At 73.5% G+C, this 26,770-nt stretch carries 22 protein-coding genes; 10 read left to right on the forward strand and 12 right to left on the reverse strand.

What is annotated here, in order from left to right:
- Positions 1-79 precede the first annotated feature (79 nt).
- The 3 genes from JK359_RS14245 to JK359_RS14255 all read right to left on the reverse strand — a co-directional run bounded on the left by JK359_RS14245 (position 80) and on the right by JK359_RS14255 (position 2,432).
- Complete coding sequence (locus tag JK359_RS14245; RefSeq protein ID WP_201835567.1) at positions 80-745, reverse strand: SDR family NAD(P)-dependent oxidoreductase; 666 nt, start codon at positions 743-745, stop codon at positions 80-82.
- Between the two features lie 158 nt (positions 746-903).
- Positions 904-1,626, reverse strand: coding sequence for a DUF4328 domain-containing protein (locus JK359_RS14250; RefSeq protein WP_372445410.1), 723 nt, complete (start codon positions 1,624-1,626; stop codon positions 904-906).
- Between the two features lie 119 nt (positions 1,627-1,745).
- Positions 1,746-2,432: a DUF6445 family protein gene (locus tag JK359_RS14255; protein WP_201835571.1), complete on the reverse strand. Its 687-nt coding sequence runs from the start codon at positions 2,430-2,432 to the stop codon at positions 1,746-1,748.
- Between the two features lie 234 nt (positions 2,433-2,666).
- Here JK359_RS14255 and JK359_RS14260 point away from each other — a divergent pair, with 234 nt between their 5' ends.
- The gene (locus tag JK359_RS14260) at positions 2,667-3,398 is read left to right on the forward strand and encodes a DUF4142 domain-containing protein (protein WP_236677838.1); all 732 of its coding nucleotides are present in this window, start codon (positions 2,667-2,669) and stop codon (positions 3,396-3,398) included.
- Here the strand turns inward: JK359_RS14260 and JK359_RS14265 are convergent.
- The 3 genes from JK359_RS14265 to thrS all read right to left on the reverse strand — a co-directional run bounded on the left by JK359_RS14265 (position 3,395) and on the right by thrS (position 7,551).
- On the reverse strand, positions 3,395-5,053 hold the full coding sequence (locus tag JK359_RS14265) for a glycoside hydrolase family 13 protein (protein WP_201835573.1): 1,659 nt from the start codon (positions 5,051-5,053) through the stop codon (positions 3,395-3,397). The genes JK359_RS14260 and JK359_RS14265 overlap by 4 nt on opposite strands.
- A 259-nt stretch (positions 5,054-5,312) precedes the next feature.
- Positions 5,313-6,287 carry a nucleoside hydrolase gene (locus tag JK359_RS14270; RefSeq protein WP_201835576.1) on the reverse strand — a complete coding sequence of 325 codons (975 nt, stop codon included), beginning with the start codon at positions 6,285-6,287 and terminating at the stop codon, positions 5,313-5,315.
- A 31-nt stretch (positions 6,288-6,318) separates the two neighbouring features.
- The gene (gene thrS, locus JK359_RS14275) at positions 6,319-7,551 is read right to left on the reverse strand and encodes a threonine--tRNA ligase (RefSeq protein WP_201835578.1); all 1,233 of its coding nucleotides are present in this window, start codon (positions 7,549-7,551) and stop codon (positions 6,319-6,321) included.
- Positions 7,552-7,889: 338 nt separating this feature from the next.
- Here thrS and JK359_RS14280 point away from each other — a divergent pair, with 338 nt between their 5' ends.
- Positions 7,890-8,681, forward strand: coding sequence for a hypothetical protein (locus JK359_RS14280; RefSeq protein ID WP_201835580.1), 792 nt, complete (start codon positions 7,890-7,892; stop codon positions 8,679-8,681).
- Between the two features lie 3 nt (positions 8,682-8,684).
- Here the strand turns inward: JK359_RS14280 and JK359_RS14285 are convergent, their stop codons facing one another.
- The 3 genes from JK359_RS14285 to JK359_RS14295 all read right to left on the reverse strand — a co-directional run bounded on the left by JK359_RS14285 (position 8,685) and on the right by JK359_RS14295 (position 11,419).
- Positions 8,685-10,028: a helix-turn-helix domain-containing protein gene (locus JK359_RS14285; RefSeq protein WP_201835582.1), complete on the reverse strand. Its 1,344-nt coding sequence runs from the start codon at positions 10,026-10,028 to the stop codon at positions 8,685-8,687.
- A 319-nt stretch (positions 10,029-10,347) separates the two neighbouring features.
- Positions 10,348-10,611, reverse strand: a complete 264-nt coding sequence (locus JK359_RS14290) for a DUF397 domain-containing protein (protein WP_201835583.1) — start codon at positions 10,609-10,611, stop codon at positions 10,348-10,350.
- Positions 10,571-11,419, reverse strand: a complete 849-nt coding sequence (locus JK359_RS14295; protein WP_201835584.1) for a helix-turn-helix domain-containing protein — start codon at positions 11,417-11,419, stop codon at positions 10,571-10,573. The genes JK359_RS14290 and JK359_RS14295 overlap by 41 nt, the downstream gene beginning before the upstream one ends.
- A 96-nt stretch (positions 11,420-11,515) precedes the next feature.
- Here JK359_RS14295 and JK359_RS14300 point away from each other — a divergent pair, with 96 nt between their 5' ends.
- Together JK359_RS14300 and JK359_RS14305 are read left to right on the forward strand one after the other, a co-directional pair.
- The gene (locus JK359_RS14300; protein WP_201835585.1) at positions 11,516-12,757 is read left to right on the forward strand and encodes an amidohydrolase; all 1,242 of its coding nucleotides are present in this window, start codon (positions 11,516-11,518) and stop codon (positions 12,755-12,757) included.
- 145 nt (positions 12,758-12,902) lie between these two features.
- Positions 12,903-14,867 carry a YncE family protein gene (locus JK359_RS14305; RefSeq protein ID WP_201835587.1) on the forward strand — a complete coding sequence of 655 codons (1,965 nt, stop codon included), beginning with the start codon at positions 12,903-12,905 and terminating at the stop codon, positions 14,865-14,867.
- Positions 14,868-14,908: 41 nt separating this feature from the next.
- On the opposite strand, the gene JK359_RS14310 is transcribed toward JK359_RS14305, so the two are convergent.
- The gene (locus JK359_RS14310; protein ID WP_201835590.1) at positions 14,909-16,171 is read right to left on the reverse strand and encodes a hypothetical protein; all 1,263 of its coding nucleotides are present in this window, start codon (positions 16,169-16,171) and stop codon (positions 14,909-14,911) included.
- Between the two features lie 75 nt (positions 16,172-16,246).
- Positions 16,247-17,524 (reverse strand): PP2C family protein-serine/threonine phosphatase, encoded by a 1,278-nt coding sequence (locus JK359_RS14315; protein WP_201835591.1) that lies wholly within the window; start codon positions 17,522-17,524, stop codon positions 16,247-16,249.
- A 153-nt stretch (positions 17,525-17,677) separates the two neighbouring features.
- On the opposite strand from JK359_RS14315, the gene JK359_RS14320 reads away from it, so the two are divergent.
- Both JK359_RS14320 and JK359_RS14325 read left to right on the forward strand, forming a co-directional pair.
- Positions 17,678-18,160, forward strand: a complete 483-nt coding sequence (locus JK359_RS14320) for a hypothetical protein (RefSeq protein ID WP_201835592.1) — start codon at positions 17,678-17,680, stop codon at positions 18,158-18,160.
- Positions 18,161-18,510: 350 nt separating this feature from the next.
- Positions 18,511-19,434, forward strand: coding sequence for a hypothetical protein (locus tag JK359_RS14325; protein WP_201835593.1), 924 nt, complete (start codon positions 18,511-18,513; stop codon positions 19,432-19,434).
- Here JK359_RS14325 and JK359_RS14330 read toward each other — a convergent pair.
- Positions 19,334-20,680 (reverse strand): aminotransferase-like domain-containing protein, encoded by a 1,347-nt coding sequence (locus JK359_RS14330; protein ID WP_201835594.1) that lies wholly within the window; start codon positions 20,678-20,680, stop codon positions 19,334-19,336. The two genes, JK359_RS14325 and JK359_RS14330, sit on opposite strands and share 101 nt — an antisense overlap.
- A gap of 211 nt (positions 20,681-20,891) precedes the next feature.
- On the opposite strand from JK359_RS14330, the gene JK359_RS14335 reads away from it, so the two are divergent.
- The 4 genes from JK359_RS14335 (at position 20,892) to JK359_RS14350 (ending at position 26,748) form a co-directional block, all read left to right on the forward strand.
- Positions 20,892-21,695 (forward strand): alpha/beta fold hydrolase, encoded by an 804-nt coding sequence (locus JK359_RS14335; RefSeq protein ID WP_201835595.1) that lies wholly within the window; start codon positions 20,892-20,894, stop codon positions 21,693-21,695.
- On the forward strand, positions 21,692-22,648 hold the full coding sequence (locus tag JK359_RS14340; RefSeq protein ID WP_201835596.1) for an endonuclease/exonuclease/phosphatase family protein: 957 nt from the start codon (positions 21,692-21,694) through the stop codon (positions 22,646-22,648). Before JK359_RS14335 ends, JK359_RS14340 begins: the two co-directional genes overlap by 4 nt.
- Positions 22,649-22,924: 276 nt before the next feature.
- Complete coding sequence (locus tag JK359_RS14345) at positions 22,925-24,895, forward strand: FUSC family protein (protein WP_201835598.1); 1,971 nt, start codon at positions 22,925-22,927, stop codon at positions 24,893-24,895.
- A 59-nt stretch (positions 24,896-24,954) separates the two neighbouring features.
- Positions 24,955-26,748 carry a VWA domain-containing protein gene (locus JK359_RS14350; RefSeq protein ID WP_201835599.1) on the forward strand — a complete coding sequence of 598 codons (1,794 nt, stop codon included), beginning with the start codon at positions 24,955-24,957 and terminating at the stop codon, positions 26,746-26,748.
- The last annotated feature ends 22 nt before the right edge of the window (positions 26,749-26,770 follow it).

Raw genomic sequence — 26,770 nt, forward strand, 5'->3', positions numbered from 1 at the left:
GCAATGCGGCCAACATCACCATATTGGCTCACAAAGTCACTCCCCGCAGGATGACCGTGCGCGGCAGCCGGCCGGCGGGTCAGCTGTCGAGGTCGTCGGCGTAGTGCCGGAACCCGTGCCGCTCCCGGTGCACGCGCCACAGGGTGTCGGCGAGCGCGTCCGGGTCCTTGCGGGCGTGACCGACGGTGATCGCCCCCGGGATCACCAGCTGGGCGACATGGATGCCCTCCCCGGCGAGCCGCTCGTGCAGCAGGTGCCCGTAGGCGCTCTCCGCGGCGAAGGCGATCGACGTCCCGGCCCGCTCGGGATGCGGTACGGCGGCGGACCCGCCGTTGACGAACAGGATCGTGCCGCGCCCGAGCCGCCGCATCCCCGGCAGCACCTGCTGCACGGCGGCCACCGGCCCGTACACGGAGAACTCGATCGGCCCCACCAGGTCCCGGTGCCCGGTGTCCAGCACGGGCTGCATGAAGTCCCGGTGCGGCACCGGGCTGTACTGGAGCACCTCGACCGTCCCGAGCGCGTCGGCGAGGTCGCGCAGGGCCGCGGCCAGTTCCTCGGGGCGGCGCACGTCGGCGGAGAACCCGCGCGCGGTGATCCCCTCTCCGGCGAGCCCGTCGGTGATCAGTCCCAGCCGCGCCCGGTCCCGGGCGACGAGCCCGACGCCGAATCCTTCCCGGCCGAACCGCCGGGCGACGGCGGCCCCGAGCCCCGGTCCGGCTCCCACGATGGCGATACTGGTCATGCCAGGCATCCGTACCGCACGAGCCGCCACCCCACACCGCCTGTGCAGACCCGGCCGCACCGCACGAGCCGCCACCCCACACCGCTAGTGCAGACCCGGCCGCACCGCCTGTGCCGAACCCCGCCCGCACCGGGCCGGTCCGGGGCCGGCGCCGCCGGTCACGCGCCCGCAGGCGTCCCGGCCGGCTGTGCGGGTGCATGCTCCTCCTGCGGCTGCGGTCCTCGCCGCAGCCGCTCCACCTGTACGGCCGTGACGGCCCGCACGGCGAAGGCCCCCGCCACGGCGGCACCGACGACGGCCGCGTCACTGGCGAGCAGCTGCCACACGTCCGTGTAGGCGCGGCCGATGATCTCGTCGGTGGAGTCGCGGTACACGATCCCCACCCCGCTGAGCATGCCGATCAGCCACAGCACCCACCACACCTCGACGGAGACGGGCAGCTTCCGTCCCGGTGCGGTGCGCCGGAACGCATCGGCGACGATCCCCCGCGGGAACCACAGGTTGACGACCGGCATGATCCAGCCGAGGTACACCCAGATCCCGGCGTACTTGGGCGCCTGCCCCGACAGCGCGTCCGCGTTGTCCCGCAGCCGCAGCAGCCAGGAGAGGAACAGCAGCACGCACAGGACGACGGCGGCGCCTCCGACGGAGGTGACCAAGTGGTACGAGTTCTCCAGGGCGTCGAGCGGCCGGTGCACGCCACCGCCCTGGTCCGGCGGACCCGACGCCGGCTCGCCCGCCAGCGCCAGCCGCAGCTCCCACACCGCTCGCACGATCCAGGCGAGCCCGGCGAGCAGGAGCCCGCCGGCGGCGAGCCGCCCTGTCACCTGCACGGGCCCGCAGGAAGGCGTAGGGCCCACGGCCCGGTCCGTCTGTTCGATCACCGGCTCATCCTGGCGGGTGCGGTGATGCGGCGCCAGACAGGTGGGACGGGGATCACGTCGCCGTGCACGCCGCACGGAGGGACAGCGTCGTCAGGCGTGCCTCGTGCCATCCGGCCTCATGCCATCCAGAAGAACACCGCCGTCATGCGCTTCTGCGCCGGTGTCCGGCCGTGGTACGCGGTCGCACTGTGCACGAGGTTGGCGTGGTAGAGCAGCAGGCGGTTGTACCGGTGCGGGACGCGGACGTCCTCCTCGAAGGCGTCCGGGCTGACGAAACGGGTGCCGAGTGCCTCGACCAGGTTGGTGTGCGGGGCCTGGACGACGTTGCCGCCGAGCCGTCCGCCGGGGAGCCGCTGGCGGTAGAAACTGGTGCCGCAGTCCTTGGGGACGTCCGGGTTGAGGTAGAGGACGGCCGCGTACCGGCACAGGGCACGGGAGTCGGTGTGCGGGCGGGGCTCGCTCTCGCCCTCGCCGACCACCTGGACGCAGTTGTGGTTGAGGGTGCCGCCGCCGGGCGTCCGCTGCACCCATAGCTCCTTCGCCCCGGTCGCCTTCTTCACCAGCTTCTCGACGCGGGCGAGTTCGGGCGGTTCGAGGCCGGGCATGGCGCGCAGGCCGGGCCACGACTCGGAGGTGAAGGGGTACCCCTCGACCCAGTCGTCCTTGGCCAGGCACCGCTGCCGTACGGCGTCAACGTCCGGCAGGACGTCGTCCAGCACCCAGTAGTCACGGCCCGAGGTGGGCTTGCGGTAGGGCAGGACGGGCAGCGCGGCGGGCGTGCGGCGCGCGGGCGGTGGGGGCATGCGGCGAATCTAGGCGGGCCCCCGGTCTGCCTTCGCCCGGGAAGGGGTCAACCTTGCACCGGGGAGCAGTCATCGTTCGGCCAAGGGCGCTGGAAGATTCTTTACTCGCGGCCGCTGATACGAATCGCCTCCGTATCCGTACTGCTGTGCGTCCGAACCATGGGCTGGACCCCAGCAGGAGGAACGGTGCGGTTTTCGCGGAACGCGACGGGAACGCTTTTCGTGGGCGGTGCGATGGCCCTGACTCTCGCGGCCCTCGCCTACCCCGGCATGCTCGGCCTGGACAAGGTCGCCACGGCCCAGGACCGCATCATCGCCAACACCCAGTGGGGTCCGCTCACCGAGCAGGACCGGGACTTCGTGGTGAAGGTGCGGGCGGCCGGGCTGTGGGAGTACCCGCTCGGCCAGATCGGGCTGCAGAAGGGCAGCAGCAAGGGCGTGAAGACGGCCAGCGCGCACCTGGTCGACGGGCACGCCGCGCTGGACGCCTCCTGCCGCAAGATCGCCCCGATGCTGAACATCACGCTGCCCAACGTGGCCAGTCCGCAGCAGGAGGGCTTCGTCGCCCAGCTCAAGGGCGAGAGCGGCAAGCAGTTCGACACCGACTTCGCCAACATCCTGCGGATGACCCACGGCTCGATCTTCAACACGATCGCGAAGATCCGCTCCACCACCAAGAACTCGCTGGTGCGTGCCCTCGCCGACCAGGCCAACGACACCGTGCTGGACCACATCACCGTGATGGAGAAGACCGGTCTGGTCGACTTCGACCAGACCCTCTTCCAGCAGACCACACCGCCGAAGCTGCCCAACTCCGACCTGACCCCGCCGCCACCCGCCGCCGGTCAGCCGGAGGTGGTGCTCACGCCGCCGCCGACCGCCACCTCCACCCCGCTGGACCTCAGCGGCGCCACCGGCGGCGGCACGGGCGGCACCGCCCCCAGCCCGGCCCCGCCGGCCGGCTAGGCCAGCCAGACGGTCGTGTCCGGCGGGAGCGTCTTCCCGTCGGCCAGCGGGGTGCTGGCCAGCAGCACCTCACCCGGCGGCAGCGGCACCGGTGCGTCGCCTGCGTTGGTGACGCTGCGCCAGGCCTCGGTGCGGCGGAAGTCGAGCACGCCGGCGGGCGTGTCCGGCGTCCAGGTCAGCGTCTCGCCCTCCAGCAGCTTGCGGCGCAGCCGCAGTGCCGTGCGGTACAGCTCCAGCGTGGAGCCCTCGGTGCCGGCCTGTGCCTCCACGGCGTACCGGGCGAAGGACGCCGGCTGCGGCAGCCAGGCGGCACCCGGCCCGAAGCCGTACGAGGGGCCGGTCACCGTCCACGGCAGCGGCACCCGGCAGCCGTCGCGGCCCTTGCGGACATGGCCGGTCTGTTCCCAGATCGGGTCCTGCAGCACTTCGAAGGGCAGGTCGGCGACCTCGGGCAGGCCGAGTTCCTCGCCCTGGTAGAGGTACGCCGAGCCGGGCAGCGCCAGCATCAGCAGGGTCGCGGCCCGGGCCCGGCGCAGGCCGGCCGACGGGTCGAGCGCGGGCGCGGTGCCGCCGGACAGCAGCCAGGCGGCGGGGTCGGTGCCGGGCGGCAGCACGAGCCGGGAGGCGTGCCGGACGACGTCGTGGTTGGACAGCACCCAGGTCGCGGAGGCGCCGACGGCGTGGGCCGTGCCCAGTGAGCCGGTGATGACCTCGCGCAGCTCCGCCGCGTCCCAGTGGGCCTCCAGGTACTCGAAGTTGAAGGCCTGGCCGAGTTCGTCGGGGCGGGCGTACAGGGCGCGGCGGGCGCCCGGGACCCAGGCCTCGGCGACGGCGGTGCGCGGCGGGCTGTAGGCGTCGAAGATCTTGCGCCAGTCGCGGTAGATCTCGTGGACCTCGTCGCGGTCCCAGTACGGGTGGCTGCCCGGCACCACCTTCGGCAGGGCGTCCTCGCCGGTGGCGCCGATGTCGCCGATGTCCCGCAGCGGCTCGGTGAGGTCCTTGGCGAGGCCGTGGGCGACGTCGACGCGGAAGCCGTCGACGCCCCGGTCGGACCAGAAGCGCAGGGTGGTGCGGAAGTCGGCGCGGACCTCCTCGTTGCCCCAGTCGAGGTCGGGCTGTTCGGGAGCGAAGAGGTGCAGGTACCAGTCGCCGTCGGGGACCCGCCGCCAGGCGCTGCCGCCGAACACCGACTGCCAGTCACTGGGCGGGAGTTCGCCGTGCGCTCCGCGGCCCGGCCGGAAGACGTACCGGTCCCGGGCGGGGGAGCCGGGGCCGGCGCGCAGCGCCTCCTGGAACCAGGGGTGCAGGTGCGAGGTGTGGTTGGGGACGATGTCCACGACGACCTTCAGACCGAGCCGGTGCGCCTCGGTGACCAGGGCGTCGAAGTCGTCCAGGGTACCGAGGCGCTCGTCGACCCCGCGCGGGTCGATGACGTCGTAGCCGCCGTCGGCGAGTTCGGAGGGGTAGAACGGGCTGAGCCACAGGGCGTCCACGCCGAGTGCGGCGAGGTGGTTCAGCCGCTCGGTGACGCCCCTGAGGTCGCCGAGTCCGTCACCGTCGGCGTCGGCGAAGCTGCGGGGATAGACCTGGTAGATGACGGCCTGCCGCCACCAGTCGGGGTTCCTGGACGAGAGGTCCGGCGTGAGGTCTGCCATACGGGCTCCGTTCGGGCGGTACGACGGTCGCTGTGCCGTGGGGACGACAGTACAGAATCTGTCCACCTTGCCCGGATAGGGAACCTTTTCGCGGGTGGTCGGGCGGCGCAGTGCCGCGCCGGAGCACGGAAACGCGGGAAACGCCGGAGCGCGGGAACGCCGGAACGCGGGACGGACGCCGCGCCGGCGCCCGGTGAGCGGCGGCTCCCGGTGAGCGGCGGCTCCCGCCGGAGGCTCCGCCCTCGCGGGACGCGTCACCTCACGGCGCGGCCCGGTCCACCGTCTCCAGGTACAGCTTCACGTAGCGGTCCACGTCGACCTCCAACGCGACGTCCACCAGTGCGTGTTCGCGCCGGCCCTCGTGGATCTCGGACTCGCCGGGGCGGGGGCGGCGGTCGACGACGGTCTGGCCGCGGGACGGGCCGGGGGCCAGCGAGACCTCGACCGGCAGCAGCCGGGTGGTGATGCCCTGCGGGTCGGCGACCGCGCAGACCGCGCCCGCGTCGCCGAGGCCGCCCGCCTCCTCCGCCTCCGGCGGGCCGCCCTGCGAGGTCGGCCGGTGGGCGAGGAGTTCGCCGGCCAGGCGGGTGCCGGGCTCGGCGCTCGCGCGCAGCCGGTGCACCTCCGGACCCGGGACGACGACCTGCTGGAAGACGTCCAGGCCGTACATCGTGATCGGCACCCCGGCCGTGAGCAGGATCGCCGCGGCCTCCGGGTCGTGCCACACGTTGAACTCCGCCACCGGTGTGGCGTTCCCGGTGGCCACCGCCCCGCCCATGAACACGATCCGCTCGATGTTCCGGGTCACCTCGGGGTGGCTGCGCAACAGCAGGGCGATGTTCGTCAGGGGCGCGGTCGGGATCAGGGTGACCGGGCGCGGGGAGGCGAGGATCTCGCGGTGCAGGAGGGTGACGGCGTCGACGGCCGCCGGGGCCCGGGTGGGCGCCGGCAGGCCCAGGTCGCCCATCCCGTCCGTGCCGTGCACGTGCCGGGCCGGGCGGGCCGGCTCCAGCAGCGGGCGTTCCGCTCCCCGCGCCACCGGGATGTCGGGGGCGCCCGCCTGCTCCAGCACGGTCAGGGTGTTGCGGACCACCCCGTCGACGTCGGTGTTCCCGGCCACGCAGGTCACCGCCCGCAGATCCAGGCCCGGATGGCGTACGGCGAGCAGCAGGGCCAGGGCGTCGTCGACGCCGGTGTCGCAGTCGATGATCACGGGGATGGGCTGACCGGTCACGGCGGACTCCTTCCGTCGTGCCGACCTTAGATCAGTCCCAGAGCGCGGTGCCGCGTGCCGCCACCCGTTCGGTGATCCGCCCCAGCAGGTCGGGCACCGGCAGCGCGCCGGGGCGCCGGCCGTCCCGCAGCCGCACGGCGGCCAGCCCGGCCTCCGCCTCCCGGGCGCCGATCACCGCCTGGTACGGCACCAGGCACGCCGCACGGATCCGGGCGCCCAGGGTGCCGTCCCCGGGGCCCGCGAGTTCGGCGCGCAGGCCGAGCGCGACCGCCTCCCGGACCATCGCCGCCGCCGGCCCGACCTGCTCCTCGGCCACCGGCAGCACGACCAGCTGCACGGGTGCCAGCCAGGCCGGGAACGCGCCGCGGTGCGCCTCGACGAGGTGGGCGACGGCCCGCTCCACGCTGCCGATGACGCTGCGGTGCACCATCACCGGCCGGTGCTTCGCACCGTCGGCGCCGATGTAGTGCAGGTCGAAGCGGGCGGGCTGGTGGAAGTCGATCTGCACGGTGGACAGGGTGGACTCACGGCCCGCCGGGTCGGCGACCTGCACGTCGATCTTCGGCCCGTAGAACGCGGCCTCGCCCTCGGCCTCCTCGTACGCCACCCCGGAGGCGTCCAGCACCTCCCGGAGCAGTGCGGTGGCCCGCTGCCACAGCTCGGGGCCGGCGACGTACTTGCCGCCCGCGCCGGGCAGCGACAGCCGGTGGCGTACGGCCTCGATGCCGAGGTCGGCGTAGGCGCGGGAGATCAGCTCCAGTGCGGCACGGGCCTCCTCGACAGCCTGGTCCAGGGTGCAGAAGATGTGCGCGTCGTTGAGCTGGATGGCGCGGACCCGGGTCAGGCCGCCGAGTACGCCGGACAGCTCGGCCCGGTACATGGTGCCCAGTTCGGCGATGCGCAGGGGCAGTTCGCGGTAGCTGTGGGAGCGGGAGCGGTAGACGAGGGCGTGGTGGGGGCAGAGGCTCGGCCGCAGCACGACCTCCTCGGCGCCGAGCTTCATCGGCGGGTACATGTCGTCGCTGTAGTGGTCCCAGTGCCCGGAGATCTCGTACAGCTCCCGCTTGCCGAGCGCGGGTGAGTACACGTGCCGGTAGCCGGCCCGGCGTTCGGCGTCGCGGACGTACTCCTCCAGGGTGTGCCGGACGACCGCTCCGTCGGGCAGCCAGTACGGCAGGCCGGCGCCCATCAGCGGGTCGGTGTCGAAGAGGCCGAGTTCGCGGCCGAGGCGGCGGTGGTCGGGGAACCGGGTCTGGTCGTCCATGGTGTCTCCTCGGTGGGTTCGGCGAAGAGGTGGACACCCCGGGGCACGCCGAAGCCCCGGGGCGTGCGCCCCGGGGCTTCGGTGCTGGTCAGGTGTCAGCGCGCCGGGACGGTCTCCGGCGTCGTCGTGCTCGACGGGCACTGCTGGGCGCGCTGCATGCCGGGACGGTAACAGGGGCGGCCCGGCCCGCTCCACGGATTTTCCCGCCGCCCCTCGCACGGCGTGCGCCGTCACCCGCACGCCCTCACCCGTACGGCCCGGAGCGCTGGTGAGCCGGTCGGGCCGGTGGTGCCGTGAGAACAGGCACCCCGCCGGCCGACGCAGCCCAGGAGGCCCCGATGACCCCCGCGATACGCCTTCACGTCCCCCGTGCCGTCCTGCTCTCCCTCCTCACCGGCGGTCTCCTGGCCGCCGGTGGATGTGCGGCCCTCGGTCTGCGGCAGCCGGCGTCCGCGCCGCACCCCCTGCCCACCGTCGACCGGTCGGCCACGACACCGAAGGCGACCGCGCGGCCCGACGGATCGACGCTCTCCGACGAGCAGGCCGAGGCCGCCCTCCTCACCGAGACCGACCTCGGCGAGCCCTGGACCCTCACCGACGGCGCGGCGACCTGGCGGGACGGGCTGCTGAAGGCGTCCACCGAGGCCGGGGAGTGCCAGCAGCTGCTGGACGCCCTCTACTCCGACGAGCTTCTGGGGGCCCCGGCCCGGGTCGCCGTCGGCCTGGACGACGGCGACACCGACGCCCAGCTCCGCTACCAGATCGGGGCGCGCCGCCCGGCGGACGTCGACGCCGTGCTGTCCTGGCTGCGGACGTTGCCGGTGCAGTGCGCGCGGTTCACGGCGACCACGGAACTCGGGCTGGTCGAGGACGTCCAGGTGGTGGACGCCCCGCTGCCGGAGGTCGGGGACGCGCGCCAGGGACTGCACATCACCTTCGCCAGCACGACGCCGGACGGGCAGAACTACCTGCTCAGCATGGACGTGGCAGCGGTCCGGGTCGGTGAGGACGCCTTCGCGCTCACCAACGGCGGCCTGGGTGACGTGCCCAATGACGCCACGCAGGCCGCGGTCCAGATCGGTGCCCTGCGGCTGGCGGACATCCGCAAGCAGGGCCGGGCCCAGGTCTGAGGGTCACAGCGGCGGCTGCGCCGGGGCGGGGCCGAGGGTGGTGGTGCCGGGGGCGGTGCGGTGGCCGAGACCGGTGCGGTAGGCGTCCAGGGCGGCCTCGGTGCGGCCCGTGCGGCGTAGCAGGTCGCCGAGGAGGCGGCACAGGTCCGCGAGGTCACCGGCGGCACCGGCGCGTTCCAGGATGCTGAGGGCGCGGACGTAGTGCTCCTCGGCGGCCTCGGTGTCCCGGGCGTCCTCGGCGATGATGCCGAGGAGGCGGTGGGCGGCGGCGGCGTGGACGGCTCCGCGCTCGGAGGAGAAGTCACCGAGTACGCCCTCCAGCAGTCCGGCGGCCTCCTGCGACTTGCCCCGGCGGTGCAGCACGTCGGCCAGTTCGACCGCGGCCTGGCTGCGGTACAGGGCGGCGCGGGTCTCCGAGAGCATGCTGTGGGCCTGGCGCAACTCCGCTTCGGCGCGGTCGAGTTCGCCGTTCTGGGCGCAGACGTAGCCGCGCATCCAGTGGCAGTTGGCCAGCTCGGTGCGCAGTTGCAGCTGCCGGTACAGCTCGGCCGCCTTGGCCAGGGAGGCGTCGGCCTCGGCGACCCGGCCCTCGGCGAGCAGGGTGCGGGCGACCGAGCGGTGCATGCGGGCGATGAGCGCGGGGTCGCCGGCCTGCGGGGCGAGCGCGAGGGCGAACTCGGCGGCCTGGGCGGCGCGGGCGTGGGCGCCCATGTCCATGTACGGACCGATGACGCTGGCGTAGAGCAGCAGCAGGGCGTCCGGGTCGTGCAGTCCGCCGCGGTTCAGCTCGTCGAGTGCGGACTCCAGGAGGTAGACGGCGTAGCGGAGTTCCCCGGCGAGGTAGTGGGCGACGGCCCGGCCGCGCAGCGCGGGCACCCGCTCCGGCAGCGTCTTGCCGGCCAGCCGTTCCTCGGCCTGCTCGAAGAACTCGCGCGCCTCGCCCAGCCGGCCGGTCTCCAGGGCGCATTCGCCGAGCCCGAGCAGGGCGGCGGCCTGTTCGCAGCCGAGCCCGTGGGCCTCCGCCTCGGCGCGCAGCACGGCGTACTGCGTGGCGGCCTCCTCGGCCCGTCCGTCGGCGAGGACGCGCTGGGCCTCGGTGAGCCGCAGCCGCAGGCCGGTGGCGAGGTGGGCCGGGCGGCCGACGGCCAGCTCCTCGAAGGCCACGCCGAGCCGGTCCGCGATGTGCCGCAGCGCCTCGTCGGAGGCCCGGGCCCGGCCGGCCTCCAGGGTGGAGATGTAGGCCGGCGTGTACGCAGGTTCCGCCAGCTGGCGCTGGGTGAGTCCGCGTTGTGTGCGCAGCCGCTGCACGCGCCGCCCGATGACCTCCGGGTCGTCCCGTTCCCGCATGACCCCTACCGCCCCCAACTCCCCTGGTACCCCTTGCCGTTCGGCTCCGGCAGCCCCTAGGTTAAACGGCGGATTAAGCCTGCTTAATACACCGCTGTCGTGTTGCGAGGTCGCCGTGTCCGGACGTACATCCGCACCCTACGCACGCTCCACCGCACGGAGGGCCGTAACGGCCGCCGTGATCGCCGCGGCGGCGCTGGTCCTCGCCGCGAACGCCGGTCCGGCCCGGGCAGCGGCCCCCACCCCGACCGCGCACGTCATGACGCCGGACCGGACCCCTCACCACTGACGGGAGGCACCCGGCCCGGCGAAGAGACGGCTACTTCAGGGCACCGACGAAGGCGGCCCAGGTCTGCGGGGCCACGGCGAGGTGAGCGGCGTCGGGGTTCTTGGAATCACGGACGGCGACGAGGGCGGGGAGATCGGCGACCTCGATGCACTCGCCGCCGTTGCTGCCGCTGTAGCTGGACTTACGCCATGCGGCGGGGCCGAGTGCGGTGCATTCGACGCAGTCTCCACCGGTGTTGCCGCTGTACGAAGACTTACGCCACCGCGCGTTCGTCAGGGGCTGATGTATGCGCATAGCGTTCCTCCATCACGCGGGTGATCAGTGCCGCCGAATCCTCCACGGAGAGGGCGGAGGCCTGCAAGTGAGCGTAACGAAGGGCCGCCTCCCTGGCAGTGTCCGGGCTGGCCGACATGTGACCGGAGATCAGGTCCTCGGTGTACACGATCTCCGGGTGGTCATCGAAGCGCAGTGCATTGAACGACCCTACGAGACTGGCGTGTTCACCTGCTTCAAAGGGCAACACTTGGACGCGCACCGATCTGTTGAGCTGGAAGGTCAATAGGTGGGCGAGTTGGGCCCGCATGATTTCGCGGCTGCCGATGGGCCTGTGCAGAGCCGCCTCGTCCAGGACGACCCAGGTCAGCGGTGGCTGCTCACGTGTCAGGATGCGTTGGCGCTCCATGCGCGCCGCCACCAGTTCGTCGAGCTGGTCCGGCATACCCGTCGCCAGCACGGCACGGGCATACGCCTCGGTCTGGAGGAGGCCGTAGACCATCTGCGCCTGATAGGTGGAAACATACGTCGCCCTCGCCTCCAACTCCGCATACGGCTGGAACCACGTCGGCAACTGGCTCCGCAGGACCAACCCCACCAGCCGTGAGAAGAAGCCGTCCGTCATCAGCGCCGCGTCGGCCCGCTCGGCGAACTCCCGTGTCGGCACCTTCAGCGTGGTCTCGATCTGGCCGACCAGGGAGCCCGTGCAGAAGATGATCGCGCCCAGTTCCTTCTGGGTCAGCCCCGCCGCCTCCCTCTTCCTCCGCAGTTCCGAGCCGAAGTAGTCCAGCGGAGAGGCGCTGGGGTCGAGTGCGCGGATGTTGACCATGGCGTGAGGCACCCCCTGCGATCGAGTCGTAGCTGAGCGTAATCGATCGGACACTCCGGGGTGCCGGAAACCGGGAAACCGGCCTACCCTGCGACCGTGACGTCAGCCGCCGCCCGTACCGCCCTGGACCTCACCTCCGAACTCCCGGTCACCGGCCTGGAGGACCTCTACCGCGACCTGCACCGGCACCCCGAGCTGTCGCTGCGCGAGCACCGGACCGCCGGGAAGCTGGCCGAGGGGCTCAGGAAGGCGGGGTACGACACCGCCGAGGGTGTCGGCGGCACCGGAGTCGTCGGGGTGCTGCGCAACGGGGACGGCCCGGCCGTGCTGCTGCGGGCCGACATGGACGCGCTGCCGGTCGCGGAGGAGACCGGGCTGCCGTACGCCTCCGAGCGGGACGGCGTGATGCACGCCTGCGGGCACGATCTGCACGTCACCTGGCTGGCCGGGGCCGCGGCGGCGCTGGCGGCCGGGCGGGAGACCTGGAACGGGACGCTGCTGGTGGTGGGGCAGCCCGCCGAGGAGACCGGGCAGGGCGCGGCCCGGATGGTCGCCGACGGACTGTACGAGCGGTTCGGGCGCCCGGACGTGCTGCTCGGGCAGCACGCGGCGCCGGGCCCGGCGGGGCTGTACCCGCACGCACCGGGGCTGATCATGTCCGCCTCGACGGACGTGGACGTCGTCGTGCACGGCCGGGGCGGGCACGGCTCGCGCCCCGAGGCGACCGTGGACCCGGTGGTGACGGCCGCCTACCTCGTCACCCGGCTGCAGACGGTGGTCTCCCGGGAGATCGCCGCGGGCGAGTCCGCGGTGCTGACCGTGGGACGGATCGAGGCCGGCAGCCGGCACAACATCATTCCCGCCGAGGCGCGCATCTCGCTGAACCTGCGCACCCAGTCGGAGGCGGTCCGGCAGCGGATGCTGGCCGCGATCCGGCGCATCGCGCAGGGCGAGTGCCTGGCCGCCGGCTGTCCGCGGGAGCCGGAGGTGACCGTGGGGAACACCTTCCCGATGACCGTGAACGACGCCGGCACCGACGCCACGGTGGCCGCCGTGCACGCAGAGGTGTTCGGTACGGGCACGGTCTTCGACCCGGGCCCGGCGATGGGCAGCGAGGACTTCCCCGAACTGGCGCTCGGCACGATCCCGTACGCGTACTGGTTCGTCACCACGACCCCCGCCGAGGTGTGGGAACAGGCGCCCGGCGACACGCTCCCGGAGAAGTTCTCGGCCGTCCCGAGCAACCACAGCCCCCACTTCGCGCCCGACCTGTCCACGGTTGCCCCGGGTGTCCGCACCCTCGTCTCGGGGGCCCTGGCGTTGTTGTCGGTGGCATGACCTAGTCTTGCGCCACTCGCCACACCAGGCACACGGCTCATGCACCGGGGGCACACATTCCGCCGTGCCCGCCGGGGGCTCACGTTCTCGCCGCGCCGGGGTGGCCACCCATCTTCTTCATTCGTTCCGGGGGGTTCGAATCAGCGTGCGCAAGCGCTCTCTCATCGCCGCCACCACCCTGGCGGCCCTCATCGGCTCGACGGCGCTCGCCGTGCCGTCGTTCGCCGACACCGACCGGCCCATCCCGCTCTCGGACGCCGGCGACACCGTGGTGGACGGCGTCCACCAGCACATCTTCCTCGCCGACCGGTACAACAACCGGATCGTCGTCACCGACGCCGCCGGGAACTACACCGGCACCACGATCACCGGCCTGCCGCAGGTCCGGGACCTCGAACTGAGCCCGGACGGCAACACGCTGTACGCGGCTCTCTACGGCGCCGACAAGATCGTCGCGATCGACACCGCGACGCTCGAGCAGACCGCCGAGTACCCGACCGGCGCGGGCACCATCCCCTCCAGCGTCGTCTACGCGGACGGAAAGCTCTGGTTCGGGTACGGCGACCAGTGGGAGTCCGGCCTGGGCGTGGTCGACCTGACCGCCGAGACGCCGAAGGTCACCCTCGACCTAGCCGCCGGGCACGACTTCGCCAGCCCGCCCAAGCTGTACGCCGACGCGGACAACCCGGGCACGCTGCTCGCGCTGGACGCGGGCGTCAGCTCGGGCCCGATCATCGTGTACGACGTCTCGTCCGGCACGCCGGTCATCCGCGTCTCCGAGGACAAGGGCGGCTTCTACAAGGACGCGGCGCTCACACCGGACGGCCAGAACGTCGTGGTCGCCGGTCCCGGCACCCGTGCCCTCACCGAGTACCGGCTCTCGGACCTGGCCCAGGTGCGCACGTACCCGGTCAAGGACCAGCCGGAGACGGTCGGCATCGCCCCGGACGGCACCGTCGCGGCCACGGTCCTGGACACCGACGACATCGGTGACACCTACGTCTTCACGGGCGGCCCCGGCAAACCGAGCGTCCGCAACGTCTCCCACAGCTGGATGCCGTGGGGCGCCCACGCGATCAGCTGGTCCGCGGACGGCGCGAAGCTGTTCGTGCAGACGGACCCGGGCTCGTCCATGAAACTGCACCGGATCAACGAGCCCCGCAAGTACGAGACGACCCTGACGGTCAACGCCCCGACGACGGCGGCCCGCGACAAGTCCCTCACGGTCACCGGCAAGCTCACCTCGGGTCTGGCCCTGCCCGCGGGCACCCCGCTGAAGGTGACCCGCACCGACATGGAGTCGCCGAACGGGAAGTCCCTCGGTACCAGGCCCCTCGGCACCGGAGGCAAGTTCAGCTTCACGGACAAGCCCCAGTCCGGCGGCCGGGTCACGTACACGGTGACGTACGAGGGCGACGCCGCGCACACGCCGGACACGGGCGCCGACTCCGTCGAGGTGTCCCGCGCCAAGCCGGCGCTCACCCTCAACAACAACGGCAAGGTCTACTCGTACGGCAAGGACGTGAAGTTCACGGCCCGCCTCGGCAAGACCTACTCGAACCGCACGGTGGAGATCTGGGCCGACCCGTTCGGCTCCGACAAGCCGAACAAGCTGGTGAAGACCGGGAAGGTCAACTCCGACGGCTACCTGTCGGTCACGCTGGACCTGAAGCGGGACACCAAGGTCACCGCGAAGTTCAAGGGCGACTCCCGCTACTCGTCGGCGTCCGCCTCCAGCACGGTCGGTGCCCTGGTGAGCGTGTCCACCTCGGTCTCCAACCACTACAAGTCGAAGTCGGCGTGGGGCCACACGTACTACTTCTTCCACAAGACCAAGGACCCGATGATCACGACGAAGATGTCGTACTTCCCGGGCCGGGCGCAGAAGTTCGAGTTCGAGGTCTACTACCAGGGCCGCTGGTACCCGGGTGACCCCGCGTACTTCAAGCTGGGCTCCGACGGCGTCTCCAAGGTCCGCATCACCGGTGACCACGGCGAGGACGTCGGCTGGCGCTTCCGGGTCCGCTCGTCGTACATCAACAGCACCTCCGGTGACACGGTGAACTCCACGACGCACGGTGCCTGGAAGTACTTCACCTACACCAGGTGAGGGGGCGGCGGGGGTAGTGCTCCGCCGTCACCGTGCGAGGGCTAGCGGGTGGCCTGGAGCCGGCCGAGCTGCCGCTGGACGTTCTCCAGCGCGCCGCGCCGGCGTCCCGGCACCCGGAGCCGCAACTCCGCGAGCGCGGGCCCCAGCTCTCGGGCCCGCGCCAGGTCCTTGATACGGGCCCACTGGTGGTGGGCCCGGTCCACGGCCGCCTCCACGGCGGGCGCGTCCACCGGCTGCCCCGCGGCCAGCCGCGCCCCGGCGACCCCCAGCCAGGCCCGGCAGCTGCGTGCCGGATCCCCCGCGAACATCGCGAGATCGGCCCGCACCTCGCTCCAGTGCAGCGCCTCCTCCGACCCCGCACCGTGCGCCCGCACGGCCGCCTCCTCGTACCGGGCGGCCAGACCGTCGGCCTCCCCGTGCCGCCCGCCCTGCACGGCGGCGCTGATGGCGGCGTGCGGGTCCTCGGGACGGGGGGCGGAGCCGGGCCCGACCGCCCCCGGTACCACCTCCGCCCCCGGCAGCGGTGCCGGTACGGGCATGGGCACGGACACGGGCACGGGTACGGGCACCGAGGCAACGGTTCCGGGTGCGAAGGCGGGCGGGTTGGGTCCCGGGGATCCCGGGGACAGGGCGGGTCCCGGGGACACGACCGGGCCCGGGAAGGCCGCGGGCGCGCCACCGGTGCTCGCCAGCAGCAGGTTGCCCGTCGTCTCCTCCGGGATGCGGGCCACTGCCTGCTGGTGCAGGACGTGCAGCGGGGGACGCTGCCCGCTCCTGAGCAGGGTGGCCACCGTCTTCATGTACGCCGGACCGGCCGGGCCCCGCCGTCCCGCGGCCGGGGCGATGCGACCGTGGACGGAGGTGTTGCGGCCGGAGTCGAGGCCGCGCTCGGTGACGTACCGGAAGGCCTCCGCGTCCGCGTGCAGGTCGACGACGAGCGCGGTGTCCGCGGCCGAGCGCAGCCGCAGTTCCTCGCGGATCCAGTGCCAGGGCAGCGCGGTGTAGCGGACCGTGGCCGGGGTGGTGCGGGCCAGGGCCAGATGCGGCCGGTGCTGGCGGCGGTCCAGGTTCAGCTGGCCGGTGACGTACACGGTGAGCGGCCCGGGCGCGGCCGCGGCGGCGCGCAGCCGGGTGAGGACGGCCTGCGGTTCCAGCGGGTCGGCGAGTTCGACCACGTTCGCCGTGTCGGTGCCGGACAGCACGGCGGGGGCAACGGCGGCCAGCACCGGCAGCACACCGGCCGCGTCCACCAGGCGTCCCCGGCCCAGCGGCGAGGCCGCGAGCAGCAGCACGGTTCCGGGCATCGTGCCTCCCCCTGTCACCCTGTGGATCCCGCTTCCCAGCCAGCACCGTAACCTCTGCCGCCGCGCACCGGCGCTTCAGGAGCGCAAACGTCCCCGTTCGGGGTCTTCGCCCGGCTCCGTTCCCCGGTGCGCCCCAGCCCGCGCCCCCGTCTCCGTCTCCGACCCCGGCCCCGGCCCCGTATCCGGCCCCGGCCCCCGCCCAGGCCCCATCTCCGTCTCCGGCCCCGGCACCGTCCCCGCCCGCCGCACCGCGAAGATCGTGGTGTCGTCCTGCAGCCGGCCACCGCTGTACCGCAGGACACCGTCGCGGACCCGGCGTACCAGGCTCCGGGGCTCGGTGCTGCCCGGATCTGCGCCGACCGCCCGGGCCACCTCCCGGGCGAGCTGGTAGAAGTCACCGGCCCCGTCGCGGGCCTCGGTCACTCCGTCGGTGACCAGCAGCAGCGTCTCGTCGGCGGCCAGCGGCACCCGGTGCACGGGCGGGAGGCCGTGCGCGAGGTCGGCGAGTCCGAGCGGCACCCCGTCGCCGCTGGGCAGCTCGCGCACTCCGCGCGGGCCGACGACGAGCGGGGGTTCGTGGCCGAAGTTGACGAGGTCCATCACGTCCGGGGCGTCCGCGGGGAAGGCGATGAGCACCGCGGTGGCGAACCGGTCCCCGTCGTCCCGGCCGAGCGCGGTGGTGTGGCGGCGGTGCCGCAGCATCCGGGTCTCCAGGCGTTCGGCGACGGTGGTGAGCGCCCGCTCGTGGTAGCCGGCCTCGCGAAAGGTGCCGAGCAGCGCGGCGGCGGCCTCCACCGCACCGAGACCCTTGCCCTGCACGTCACCGACGAGGAGCCGGGTGCCCTGCGGGCCGGGCTGGATGTCGTAGAAGTCGCCGCCGACCCGGGCTTCGACATCGGCGGCCAGGTACACCCCCGCGTGCTCCAGGCCGCCCCAGCACGGCGGCAGCGGGCGCAGCACCGTGCGCCGGGTGGTCTCGGCGATGTCCCGGATGTGCAGGATCTGCCGCTCGTGCCGCACGCGCACGGCGGCGGCCAGGGTGGCCAGGGCGCCGCCGAGGGCGACCAGGAGGAAGTCGCCGAGTCCGGCCCTGTACGCGTCGGACCAGGCGCTGTCGACGGCGACGTACGTCACCACGGCCAGCACACTGTAGGCGGCCGTGGTCCACACCCCGCAGATCGCGGCGGCGATGCCCGGGACCAGGACGATCCAGGAGACGATGCGGAAGTCTTCACTGGTCGCGAGGTCCAGCAGGACGATGCCGGCGAGCAGCAGCAGCGGCGGCAGCCACGCGATGCTCCGCCCGTGGACCCACAGCAGCGGGCGCCGCCGGCCGTACTCGATCTCCGTCACGGCGGGCGCTCCATGTTCCCCACGGAAACACGGGGGAGACCAGTGCGCATCCGGGCACTCGTCACCCTCCTGGCCGACTTGCCAGGCCGTGCACCCCGGTGTGCCCTGGAAGGCGGGGGCAGCTCGGGGGCGAGGAGAGAGAGGAGTGCTCTCATGGCTCAAGCGGCACCCGCGCCCGGCGGAATGTCCCGGCCAGGCCGCACACCGGCGGTGGAGGGCCGGCCATCGGATGCACGCAGCCGGCCGCCCGATGTCTTCGACGCGCGCACCCACGCCATGGCCCGGCTGGCCGTCCCGGTCGCACTGGGTCTGGTCTACGGCTACTGGGTGGCGGCCAACAGCCGCTCCGGCGGTCCGATCACCGGCTGGAACCTGCTGCTCGGCTTCGTCAGCGCGCTGGTGTTCGCGGTGGTGTGCATGGCACTGCTGGCAGTGGCCCCACGCATGCCCCGGGAGGTGCACGCGCTGCTGTGGACGGGGTTCGTCGGCTGTGCGTTCGGCTTCCTCTACAGCCAGACCGGCGCCTCGATCCTCAGGTCCGTCCTGATGTCCCTGGCGGTGTCGGCAGTCACCTTCGCCGTGTTCTTCTACCGCTACTACACGCGGGAGGACGCGTTCGGCCGCCGGATCCGCTGAGCGGACGGCGCCCCGCACGACGACTGCCTGTGCGTCGGCCCCGGCCGGACGGCCGGGGCCGGCGCACTCCCCTGTGTCCCCCTCCGCACCAGCGTGAACTCCCGGCATCCGTCCGGCTCCACGACCCAGATCAGCCGGACGCGCCGGAACCGCTGGCGGCCCGAGTGCCGTTGACGGCTGTGCACAGGTGTCGCTGGTGTCACCTCTTTCTCCCCAGCACCAGGAAACACCCGTTCGGGTGAACCCTCCACCGGAGGGCGCGGACTCCGGTTCCGCCAACGGGGTCGTCCCACCGCCCGAATGCAGTGCCCCCGCTCGCGCCCCCGGCTCGGGGGCCCTTGCCTGGAAGCGTGCCCTCACGCCTCAGGAGCGCCCTGTCGGCCGTACTGATCGTCCTGTCCTGCCTGCTCGTGCCGTTCGGCGCGCTGGCGGCCTGGACGGCGTACGGGCTCGCCGACACGGGCCGGTACGTCACCACGATGGCCCCGCTCGCCGCCGATCCGGACGTGCGGGAGGCCGTCGTGAACACGGTCGGTGACGGCATCTGGCGCGAAGTGGACCAGCACCTGGACGTCCGCCCGGTGCGCGGCTCGGTCCGCCCGTTCGTGCACGACGCGGTGCGCTCGTTCACCCAGACCCGGGCGTTCCGGCTGGCCTGGGACACCGGCAACCGGGTCACCCACGACGCCCTGCTGCGCGCCCTGCGCGCGGAGGACGAGGACACCGTCACCGTCGACCTGGCACCCGTCACCGCGCAGGTCAAGCGCCAGCTCACCCACGACCATGTGCCGCTCGCCGCGCGCATCCCGGTGGAGCACACCGCGGTCGCCGTGCTCCACGCGGGCGAACTGACCGGACTCCGGAGGGGGTTCCACGTGCTCGAAGTCGCCGGGTTCTGGCTTCCGGTGGCGGCCGCCGCGTTCGCCGTCACGGGCATCGCCCTCGCCGTCCACCGCCGCCGGGCCGTCGCCGCGACCGCGCTGGGCACGGCCCTGGGCGGCGCGCTGCTCGCCCTCGCCCTGGCCGTCGGCCGCAGCCTGACCCTGGCCGACCTGCCCGCCGGTGTCTCCCACCCGGCCGCGGGCGCCGTCTACGACGCCCTCACCGGCACCCTGCGCACGGTCGCCTGGCTGCTGCTCGGGCTCGGCCTGGCGGTGGCCCTCGTCACCTGGCTCACCCGGTACCTGCGGCTGCTCCGTCCCGCGCCACGCCGGCGAGGGTCACCAGCGCCCGCGCCAGCTCCGGCTCCGGCACCGACGCGAGCCCGAGTCTGACCGCGTCCGGCGTCCGGCCAGGGTCGACGGAGAAGGCCGTGCCCGGGGTGACCGCGATGCCGTGCGCGAGCGCGGCGGCCGTGAAGGTGTCCGCGCGCCACGGCGCGGGCAGCTCCCACCAGGCGAACAGGGCGGACGGGTCGGACCGTACGGCAAACCCGGCGAGCTTCTCGGCGACCAGCCGCTGCCGCCGCCGCGCGTCCTGCCGCTTGGCGGTCACCAGCCGGTCCACGGTCCCGTCGCCGAGCCACCGTACGGCCGCCTCCAGCGCGAAGGACCCCGCGCTCCACCCGCCGGAGCGGACGGCCCGCGCCACCGCCTCGGCGCGCCCGTCCGGGACGACGGCGAAGCCGACGGTGAGCCCGGGCGCCACCCGCTTGGACAGCCCGTCGACCAGGTGGACCAGCCCCGGTGCGAGTGCGGCGAGCGGGGGTGTGCCGCCGGGGTGCAGGAAGGACCAGGTCCGGTCCTCGACGACCGGTGTCCCCAGCCTGTGGACGGTGTCGGCCAGTTCCCGCAGCCGCCCGGCGCTCGTGGTCCGCGAGGTCGGGTTGTGCAGGGTCGGCTGGAGGTAGAGCGCGGACAGGGGTGCGCTGCGGTGTGCGGCGTCGATGGACCCCGGCACCGGCCCTTCCTGGTCCGTGGCCAGGGGTACGAGGATCAGGCCGAGGCGGGCCGCTATCTCCTTGACCAGCGGATACGTCAGCGGCTCCACGCCGACCCGGCCGCCGGGGCGGACCAGGGAGGCGAGGGTGGCGGCGATGGCCTGGCGGGTGTTGCCGGTGAACAGGATGCGTTCCGGTGCCGGCCGCAGCCCGCTCTGCCCGAGCAGTGCGGCGATCGCCTGCCGGGCCGCCGGGGTGCCCGCGGCGGCGGCCGGCCGCAGTGCCTGGCCGAGCGCGTCGGGCCGGAGCAGGGGCGCGAGGGCCGGGGCGAGCAGCTCCGACTGGCCTGGAGCGGCCGGGTAGTTGAGTTCCAGGTTCACGACCGCGGTCCCGGCCGCCTCGGTCAGGGCGTGCCCCGGCTGCCCGTCCGGGGCGCCGGCCCGTACGAACGTGCCGCGCCCGACCTCGCCCACCACCAGCCCGCGCCGGACGAGTTCGGCGTAGACCCGGCCCGCGGTGGACGGGGCGATGCCGTGCCGCCGGGCGAAGGCCCGCTGGGGTGGCAGCCGTTGGCCGGGCAGCAGCCGTCCGCCCGTGATGTCGGCCGCGATCCTGTCGGCGATGCGCCGGTAGTCGTGCACAAGTCCCCCTGTCCCCGGGCCGGTTGCGGACCACCGGCCTGCCCACTGAACGGCCCGCCTGAACGGCCCGTCTGAACGGCCCGTCTGATCGAGCCGTCGAAGCGACCGTCGAAGCGGCCCATCGAAACAACCCATTGACCCGGCCCTCGAATTGCACCGAGGGCAAAGATTTTATTGCCCCGAGCAGAGCGGGCGCCCTAGGGTCGTTGGCATGCCCACGTTCCTCTCATTCGAGGACAAAGACCCCGGAGTCGCCTCCCGGGTTCCCCTCGTCCTCGTCCACGGCCACCCCTTCGACCACACGATGTGGCACCCGCAGCTGACGGAGTTCGCCCCCACCCGCCGGGTGATCGCGCCCGACCTGCGCGGCTACGGCGCCTCCCCCGTCACCCCCGGCACGGTCCCGCTCTCCCGCCACGCCCAGGACATCGCCGCCCTCCTCGACCACCTGGGCGTGGAGACCTTCGTCCTCGCCGGCCTGTCCATGGGCGGCCAGATCGTCATGGAGTGCGCGGCCCGCTTCGGCGACCGGATCCGGGGCCTCGTCCTCGCCGACACCTTCCCCGCCGCGGAGACACCCGAGGGCCGGCAGAGCCGCAACGCCATGGCCGACCGGCTGCTCGCCGAGGGCATGCGGGGCTACGCCGACGAGGTGCTGGAGAAGATGGTCGCCCCGTACGCCCGCCCCGAGGTCAAGGCCCACGTGCACCGCATGATGACCGCCACCTCGCCGCAGGGTGCCGCGGCCGCCCTGCGCGGCCGGGCCGAACGCCCCGACTACCGGGACCTGCTGAGCGGGCTGACCGTGCCCGCCCTGGTCGTGGTGGGCGCCGACGACACCTACACCCCCGCGGCCGACGCCGAGGCCATGCACGCCGCCCTCCCCGACTCCGTCCTGCACGTCGTCGAAGGCGCCGCCCATCTGCCCAACCTGGAACGGCCCGAGGAGTTCAACCGGGCACTCGGTGAATTCCTGGCGCGGCTGGACGAGCGGACCGTAGGCTCACCCGTGTGACCCAGCGCCCCGGACGCAGGCTCGGCGCCTGGTGTGCCGGCCTGCTGCTCGCCGGGGTGAGCGTGGTCGTCGGCTGCCGGGTCGCCGACACCGACGGCATCACCCCCGTACCCCAGCTGCTCGCCTTCCTGCCCTGGCTGTTCGCGCCGGCCGGCTTCGCCCTGCTGTGCGCGCTGCTCGCCCGCTGGTGGCCGGGGCTGGTGTGGGGCGTGGCGGTCCTCGGGCTGCTCGCCTGGTACCTGGAGCCGTACGGCAAGGCCGGCGAACCCGGCGGTCCGCCCCTCGCCACGGTCCGCGTCCTGACGGCGAACGTCGAGTTCGGCCGCGGCACCCCCGCCCTGGTGCCGGTCCTGCGCGACCGGCGGCCGGACGTGGTCTTCGTGCAGGAGTGCGAAACCGGCTGCCGGGCCACACTGGAACGCGACTTCGCCGCCGTCTACCCGCACCGCCGGGCCGTCGAGGCGGACGGCTCCAAGGGCTCCCTCGTCCTCAGCCGCTTCCCGCTCACACCGGCCGCGGGCGTTGCCGGCACCATGGGCATGCCCGGTGCCGTCGCCGACGTCCGCGGCCACCGCGTACGCCTGCAGCTCGCCCACCCCATGCCACCGCTGCCGGAGCAGCTCGCACTGTGGCGCCGCGAACTCGGCCGGCTCCGCGACTTCGCCGCGGCCGACACCCGCACCCCCACCATCCTCGCCGGCGACTTCAACGCCTCCCAGGACCACGCTGCCTTCCGCCGCATCCTCGACGCCGGCCTGACCGACGCGGCCCGCCTCGCGGGCCACGACCGCGCCCCCAGCTGGCCCTCCCGCACCGCCTCCGTCATCGGCGCCCAGATCGACCACGTCCTGCTCTCCCCGGACTTCACCGCGGCCGACGCCCACTTCCTGCGCGTACGCGGCACCGACCACCGCGCGCTGGTGGTCGACGTGACACTGCACCAACGGCGCTGAGGACGACGGGAGCGGAGCGGCCGCGAGCGGGGAGGAGGGCAGCGGGCAGCAGGGGCAGGGCAGCGGGCAGCAGGCCGACGGCAGGACAGGGGCCAGCGGAAAGACAGGAGCCGGTGGCAGGACAGGAGCCGGTGGCAGGACAGGGGCCGGTGGCAAGACAGGAGCCGACGGCAGGACAGGGGCCGGTGGCAGGACAGGGGCCGGTGGCAGGACAGGGGCCGGTGGTGGCATGCCCCCGCCGCCGGACCGATGTCGTAATCCGTCCATAATGGGCGCATGTCCCGAGAGTTCCCGACCGGCCTCACCCCTCCCGACTGGCTGGTCCGGAACCTCAAGCCCCAGCAGGCACCACTCAGCTGGGCCGCCATGGCCCGCGCCGGCGTCGGCATGGCCCTCCCGCTGGCCCTCGGCCTCGCCGCCGGCCGCCCCGACTACGGTGCCCTCGCCTCCATGGGCGCCCTGTCCGGCGTCATCGGCGACACCGCCGACGCCTACCGCATGCGCATCCTCAACATCGCCGTACCGCAGCTCTTCGGCGCGGTCGGCGTGACCCTGGGCACCCTGGCGTACGGCCACGGCTGGTACGCGGTGGCCGCCGTCACCGGGGTCGCCCTGGTCTCCGGCATGATCTCCACGATCGGCGCGGTGGCCTCGGTCTCCGGCCTGCTGCTCCTGCTGAACTGCGTGGTCGGCGCGGGCCTCCCGCTGCCCTCCCCCTGGTGGCTCGCCCCCGCCCTGATGACGGGCGGCGGCCTGCTGGTCCTCCTCCTCGCCCTACTGGCCTGGCCGCTGCGCGCCGGCGTCCCCGAACGCGCGGCGGTCGCGGCCACCTACCGCACGGTCGCCGCCCTCCTCGCCACCGCCGGCACCGACCGCACCGAGGAGTACGAGGAGGCCCGCCGCACCGTCACCCAGTCCCTGAACCAGTCGTACGACCTGATCCTGGCCCGGCGCGCCCGCCACCACGGCCGCAGCCCCGACCTCACCCGGATGCTGGCCCGGCTGAACGCGATCACCCCCGTGATCGAGGCGGCCCCCGCGGCCCACCTGGCGGCCCGCCCGCTCCCCCCGCAGATCCCCGAGGCGGTCCACCACCTGGCGAGGGCCGTGGAATCGGACGACACGCCCCTCCCAGCCCTGCACCTGCCCCTCCCCACCACCGAGACGGGCCGCGCCGTGGACCACGCCCTGCGGCACGCCGCCGAGGTCGTCACCGCTCCCGACGTGGATCCCCGGGGCATCGACGACCGACTGGGCCGGCCGGCGGCCCTCGGCATCCGTACGGCACGCGCGGCACGCACCGTCGTGCTGTCCGCCAACTCCTGGCGCTACGGCGTACGGCTGGCGCTCTGCATCGGCATCGCCCAGGCCCTGGTCTCCCTGATCCTCGTCCCCCGCTCCTACTGGGTCGCCCTGACCATCACCTTCGTCCTCAAACCGGACTTCGGCTCGGTCTTCTCCCGCGCCCTGCTGCGCGCCCTGGGCACGGTAGCCGGCCTGGTGCTGGCGGCGGTGGTCCTGGCCGAGGTCCCGCTGGGCCGGTGGGACGTGCTCGTCCTCTTCCTCCTGGCCCCGTTGATCCCGGCGCTCACCCCGCGCGGCTACGGCTACCAGACGGCCGCCATCACACCGGTGATCCTGCTCCTCTCCGACATCCTCAACCACCAGGGGACGGCACTGCTGCTGCCCCGGCTGAACGACTCACTCCTCGGCTGTGCGATCGCCCTGACCGCGGGCTACCTCTTCTGGCCGGAGAGCTGGCACACCCGCGTGGGCGACCGGCTGGCCGACGCGGTGGCGGACACGGCGGCCTACGTGGAGGCGGCCTTCACCCCGACACCCGACCCGTCGGGCCGCGCCCGCATGCGCCGCCGCCTCTACCGGGACCTCTCCGTGATCCGCACCGAGTTCCAGCGGGCCCTGACCGAGCCGCCGCCCACCGGCCGGCGCGCCGCCGCGTGGTGGCCGCTCGTGGTGGCCGTGGAGCGCATCGTGGACGCCACGACGGCGGCACGCGTCCGCGTCCGCCACGGGGCGCCGCCGCCGTCCACGTCCGAGATCGCGCAGGTGGCGCTGCAACTTCGCGAGCTGTCCGCCGGCGTGCGCAGCGCGGAGACCCTGACCGCCGTACGCACCGACCTCACCGGCCCCTCGGACAGCGTCCTCGAACCCCTCCGCCAGGAGGTCGCCGCGGCCCGCGCGATCGCCTCCCCGCACCGACGCAGTCCCGCCACACGGGGCCGCTAACCTTACGTGTCCGTCCTGGCCAGCGATTGACGGTACAACTCACGCGAAGGGTTGCGCACATGGGCATTCTCACTCTCCTGCGGAACGCATTCGGCCGCTCACGCAAAGCACGAGCCACCGAGGCGGAGGGTGCGGAACGCCTCCCGGCGCAGTCCGCGACCCCCGAGCCGGCGCCCGCACTCCCGGAGCCCCGCCAGTCGGACTCCGCAGAACACGACCTGGTCTCCGCGGCCTTCGACAACGTGAAGGTCCCGGCCCAGACGACCGACCCCGACACCGGGGAAGGCACCCGGCCCGAGGCCACCCCGGAACACCCGGAGCCGGAGCCCACGAAGACCCCCGAGCCGAAAACAGAGCCGACACCCGAGCCGGCGCCACAAGCCGAGGCGGACGTCCAGGAAGAGCCGCAGCCCGAAGCGACCCCTGAGCCGACCCCGAAGGCAGAGACAGAGGCCGAGCCGAAGCCGGCAACCGAACCAAAGCCGAAGGCAGAGACAGAGGCCGAACCGGCGGCAGAGGCGACGGTGGAACCCGAGCCGAAGACAGAGGCAGAGGCAGAGGCCGCGCCGACGGCAGAGGCGACAGCCGAGCCGACGCCGGCGGCAGAGGCAGAGACGACGGTCGAACCCGAGCCGAAGGCAGAGGCAGAGGCAGAGGCCGAGCCGGCGGCAGAGGCGACGGTCGAGCCGGCGGCAGAGGCCGCAGTCGAGCCGACACCGAAGGCAGAGGCCACGGTCGAGTCGGCGCCGGAGGCAGAGACGGCGGCCGAGGGTGGGACGGCACAAGACGACGCATCCGCCGCGCCCTCAGCCACCCAGACCGCCGAAGTGCAGGCCACGCAGCCCACCGAGCCAGAGCCCGCCGACACGCGGGCCACCGCACCGCAGACCACCGACCCGCAGGCCGCCGACGGCGAGGACGCCCCGCAGGCGGCACCCGCACCCGACGACGAGACCCGCACGGGTGGTGCGGGTGGGAACACGGACGCCGAAGGCGAAGCCGAGGCGGACCCGCAGGCGACTGAGACCGGTGGGAACACGAACGCCGAAGGCGAAGCCGAGGCCGAACCCGACCCCCAGCAGACCGGCGCCGTCGAGCACACGGCCCCCCCGACGGTGTCGGCCAAACCCGCCACCCCCCTCACCAAGGTCAAGTCCCGCACCCCCTCCCTCACCACCGCCTACAAGGCCGCCACAGCCGCCCTCAAGAAGACCGACCTCACCGGCACCCGAGCGAAGCTCTACCTCGTGCTGGACCGCTCCGCGAGCATGCGCCCGTACTACAAGGACGGCTCCGCGCAGGCCCTCGCCGACCAGACCCTCGCCCTCGCCGCCCACCTGGACCCCGAGGCCACGGTCCACGTCGTCTTCTTCTCGACGGAGGTCGACGGCACCACCGACCTCACCCTCGCCCCCGGGCACGAGACCCACATCGACGACACCCACGCCACCCTCGGCCGCATGGGGCGTACCAGCTACCACGCCGCCGTGGAAGCCGTACTCGCCCACCACGAGAAGCACACCGGGCCGAATACCGAGACCGCCACCGGGACGGACACCGGGACGGACGCAGGAAAGAGCACCGGCCCCGGCACCCCGGCCCTGGTGATCTTCCAGACCGACGGCGCCCCCGACGCGAAGACCCCCGCCACCGCGTCCCTCACCGAGGCCGCGAAGAACCACCCCTCCGTGTTCTTCTCCTTCGTCGCCTTCGGCGAGCACGACAACAAGGCCTTCGACTACCTCCGCAAACTGAAGACCGACAACACGTCCTTCTTCCACGCGGGCCCCACCCCCCGCGAGCTGACGGACACCGAGCTGTACGAGGGCGTTCTGGCGAACTGGCGCCCGTAATCCCCCGTCACTCTCCGCCACA

The sequence above is a fragment of the Streptomyces actinomycinicus genome (genome assembly GCF_016741775.1).
Taxonomy (GTDB): Bacteria; Actinomycetota; Actinomycetes; order Streptomycetales; family Streptomycetaceae; genus Streptomyces; species Streptomyces actinomycinicus.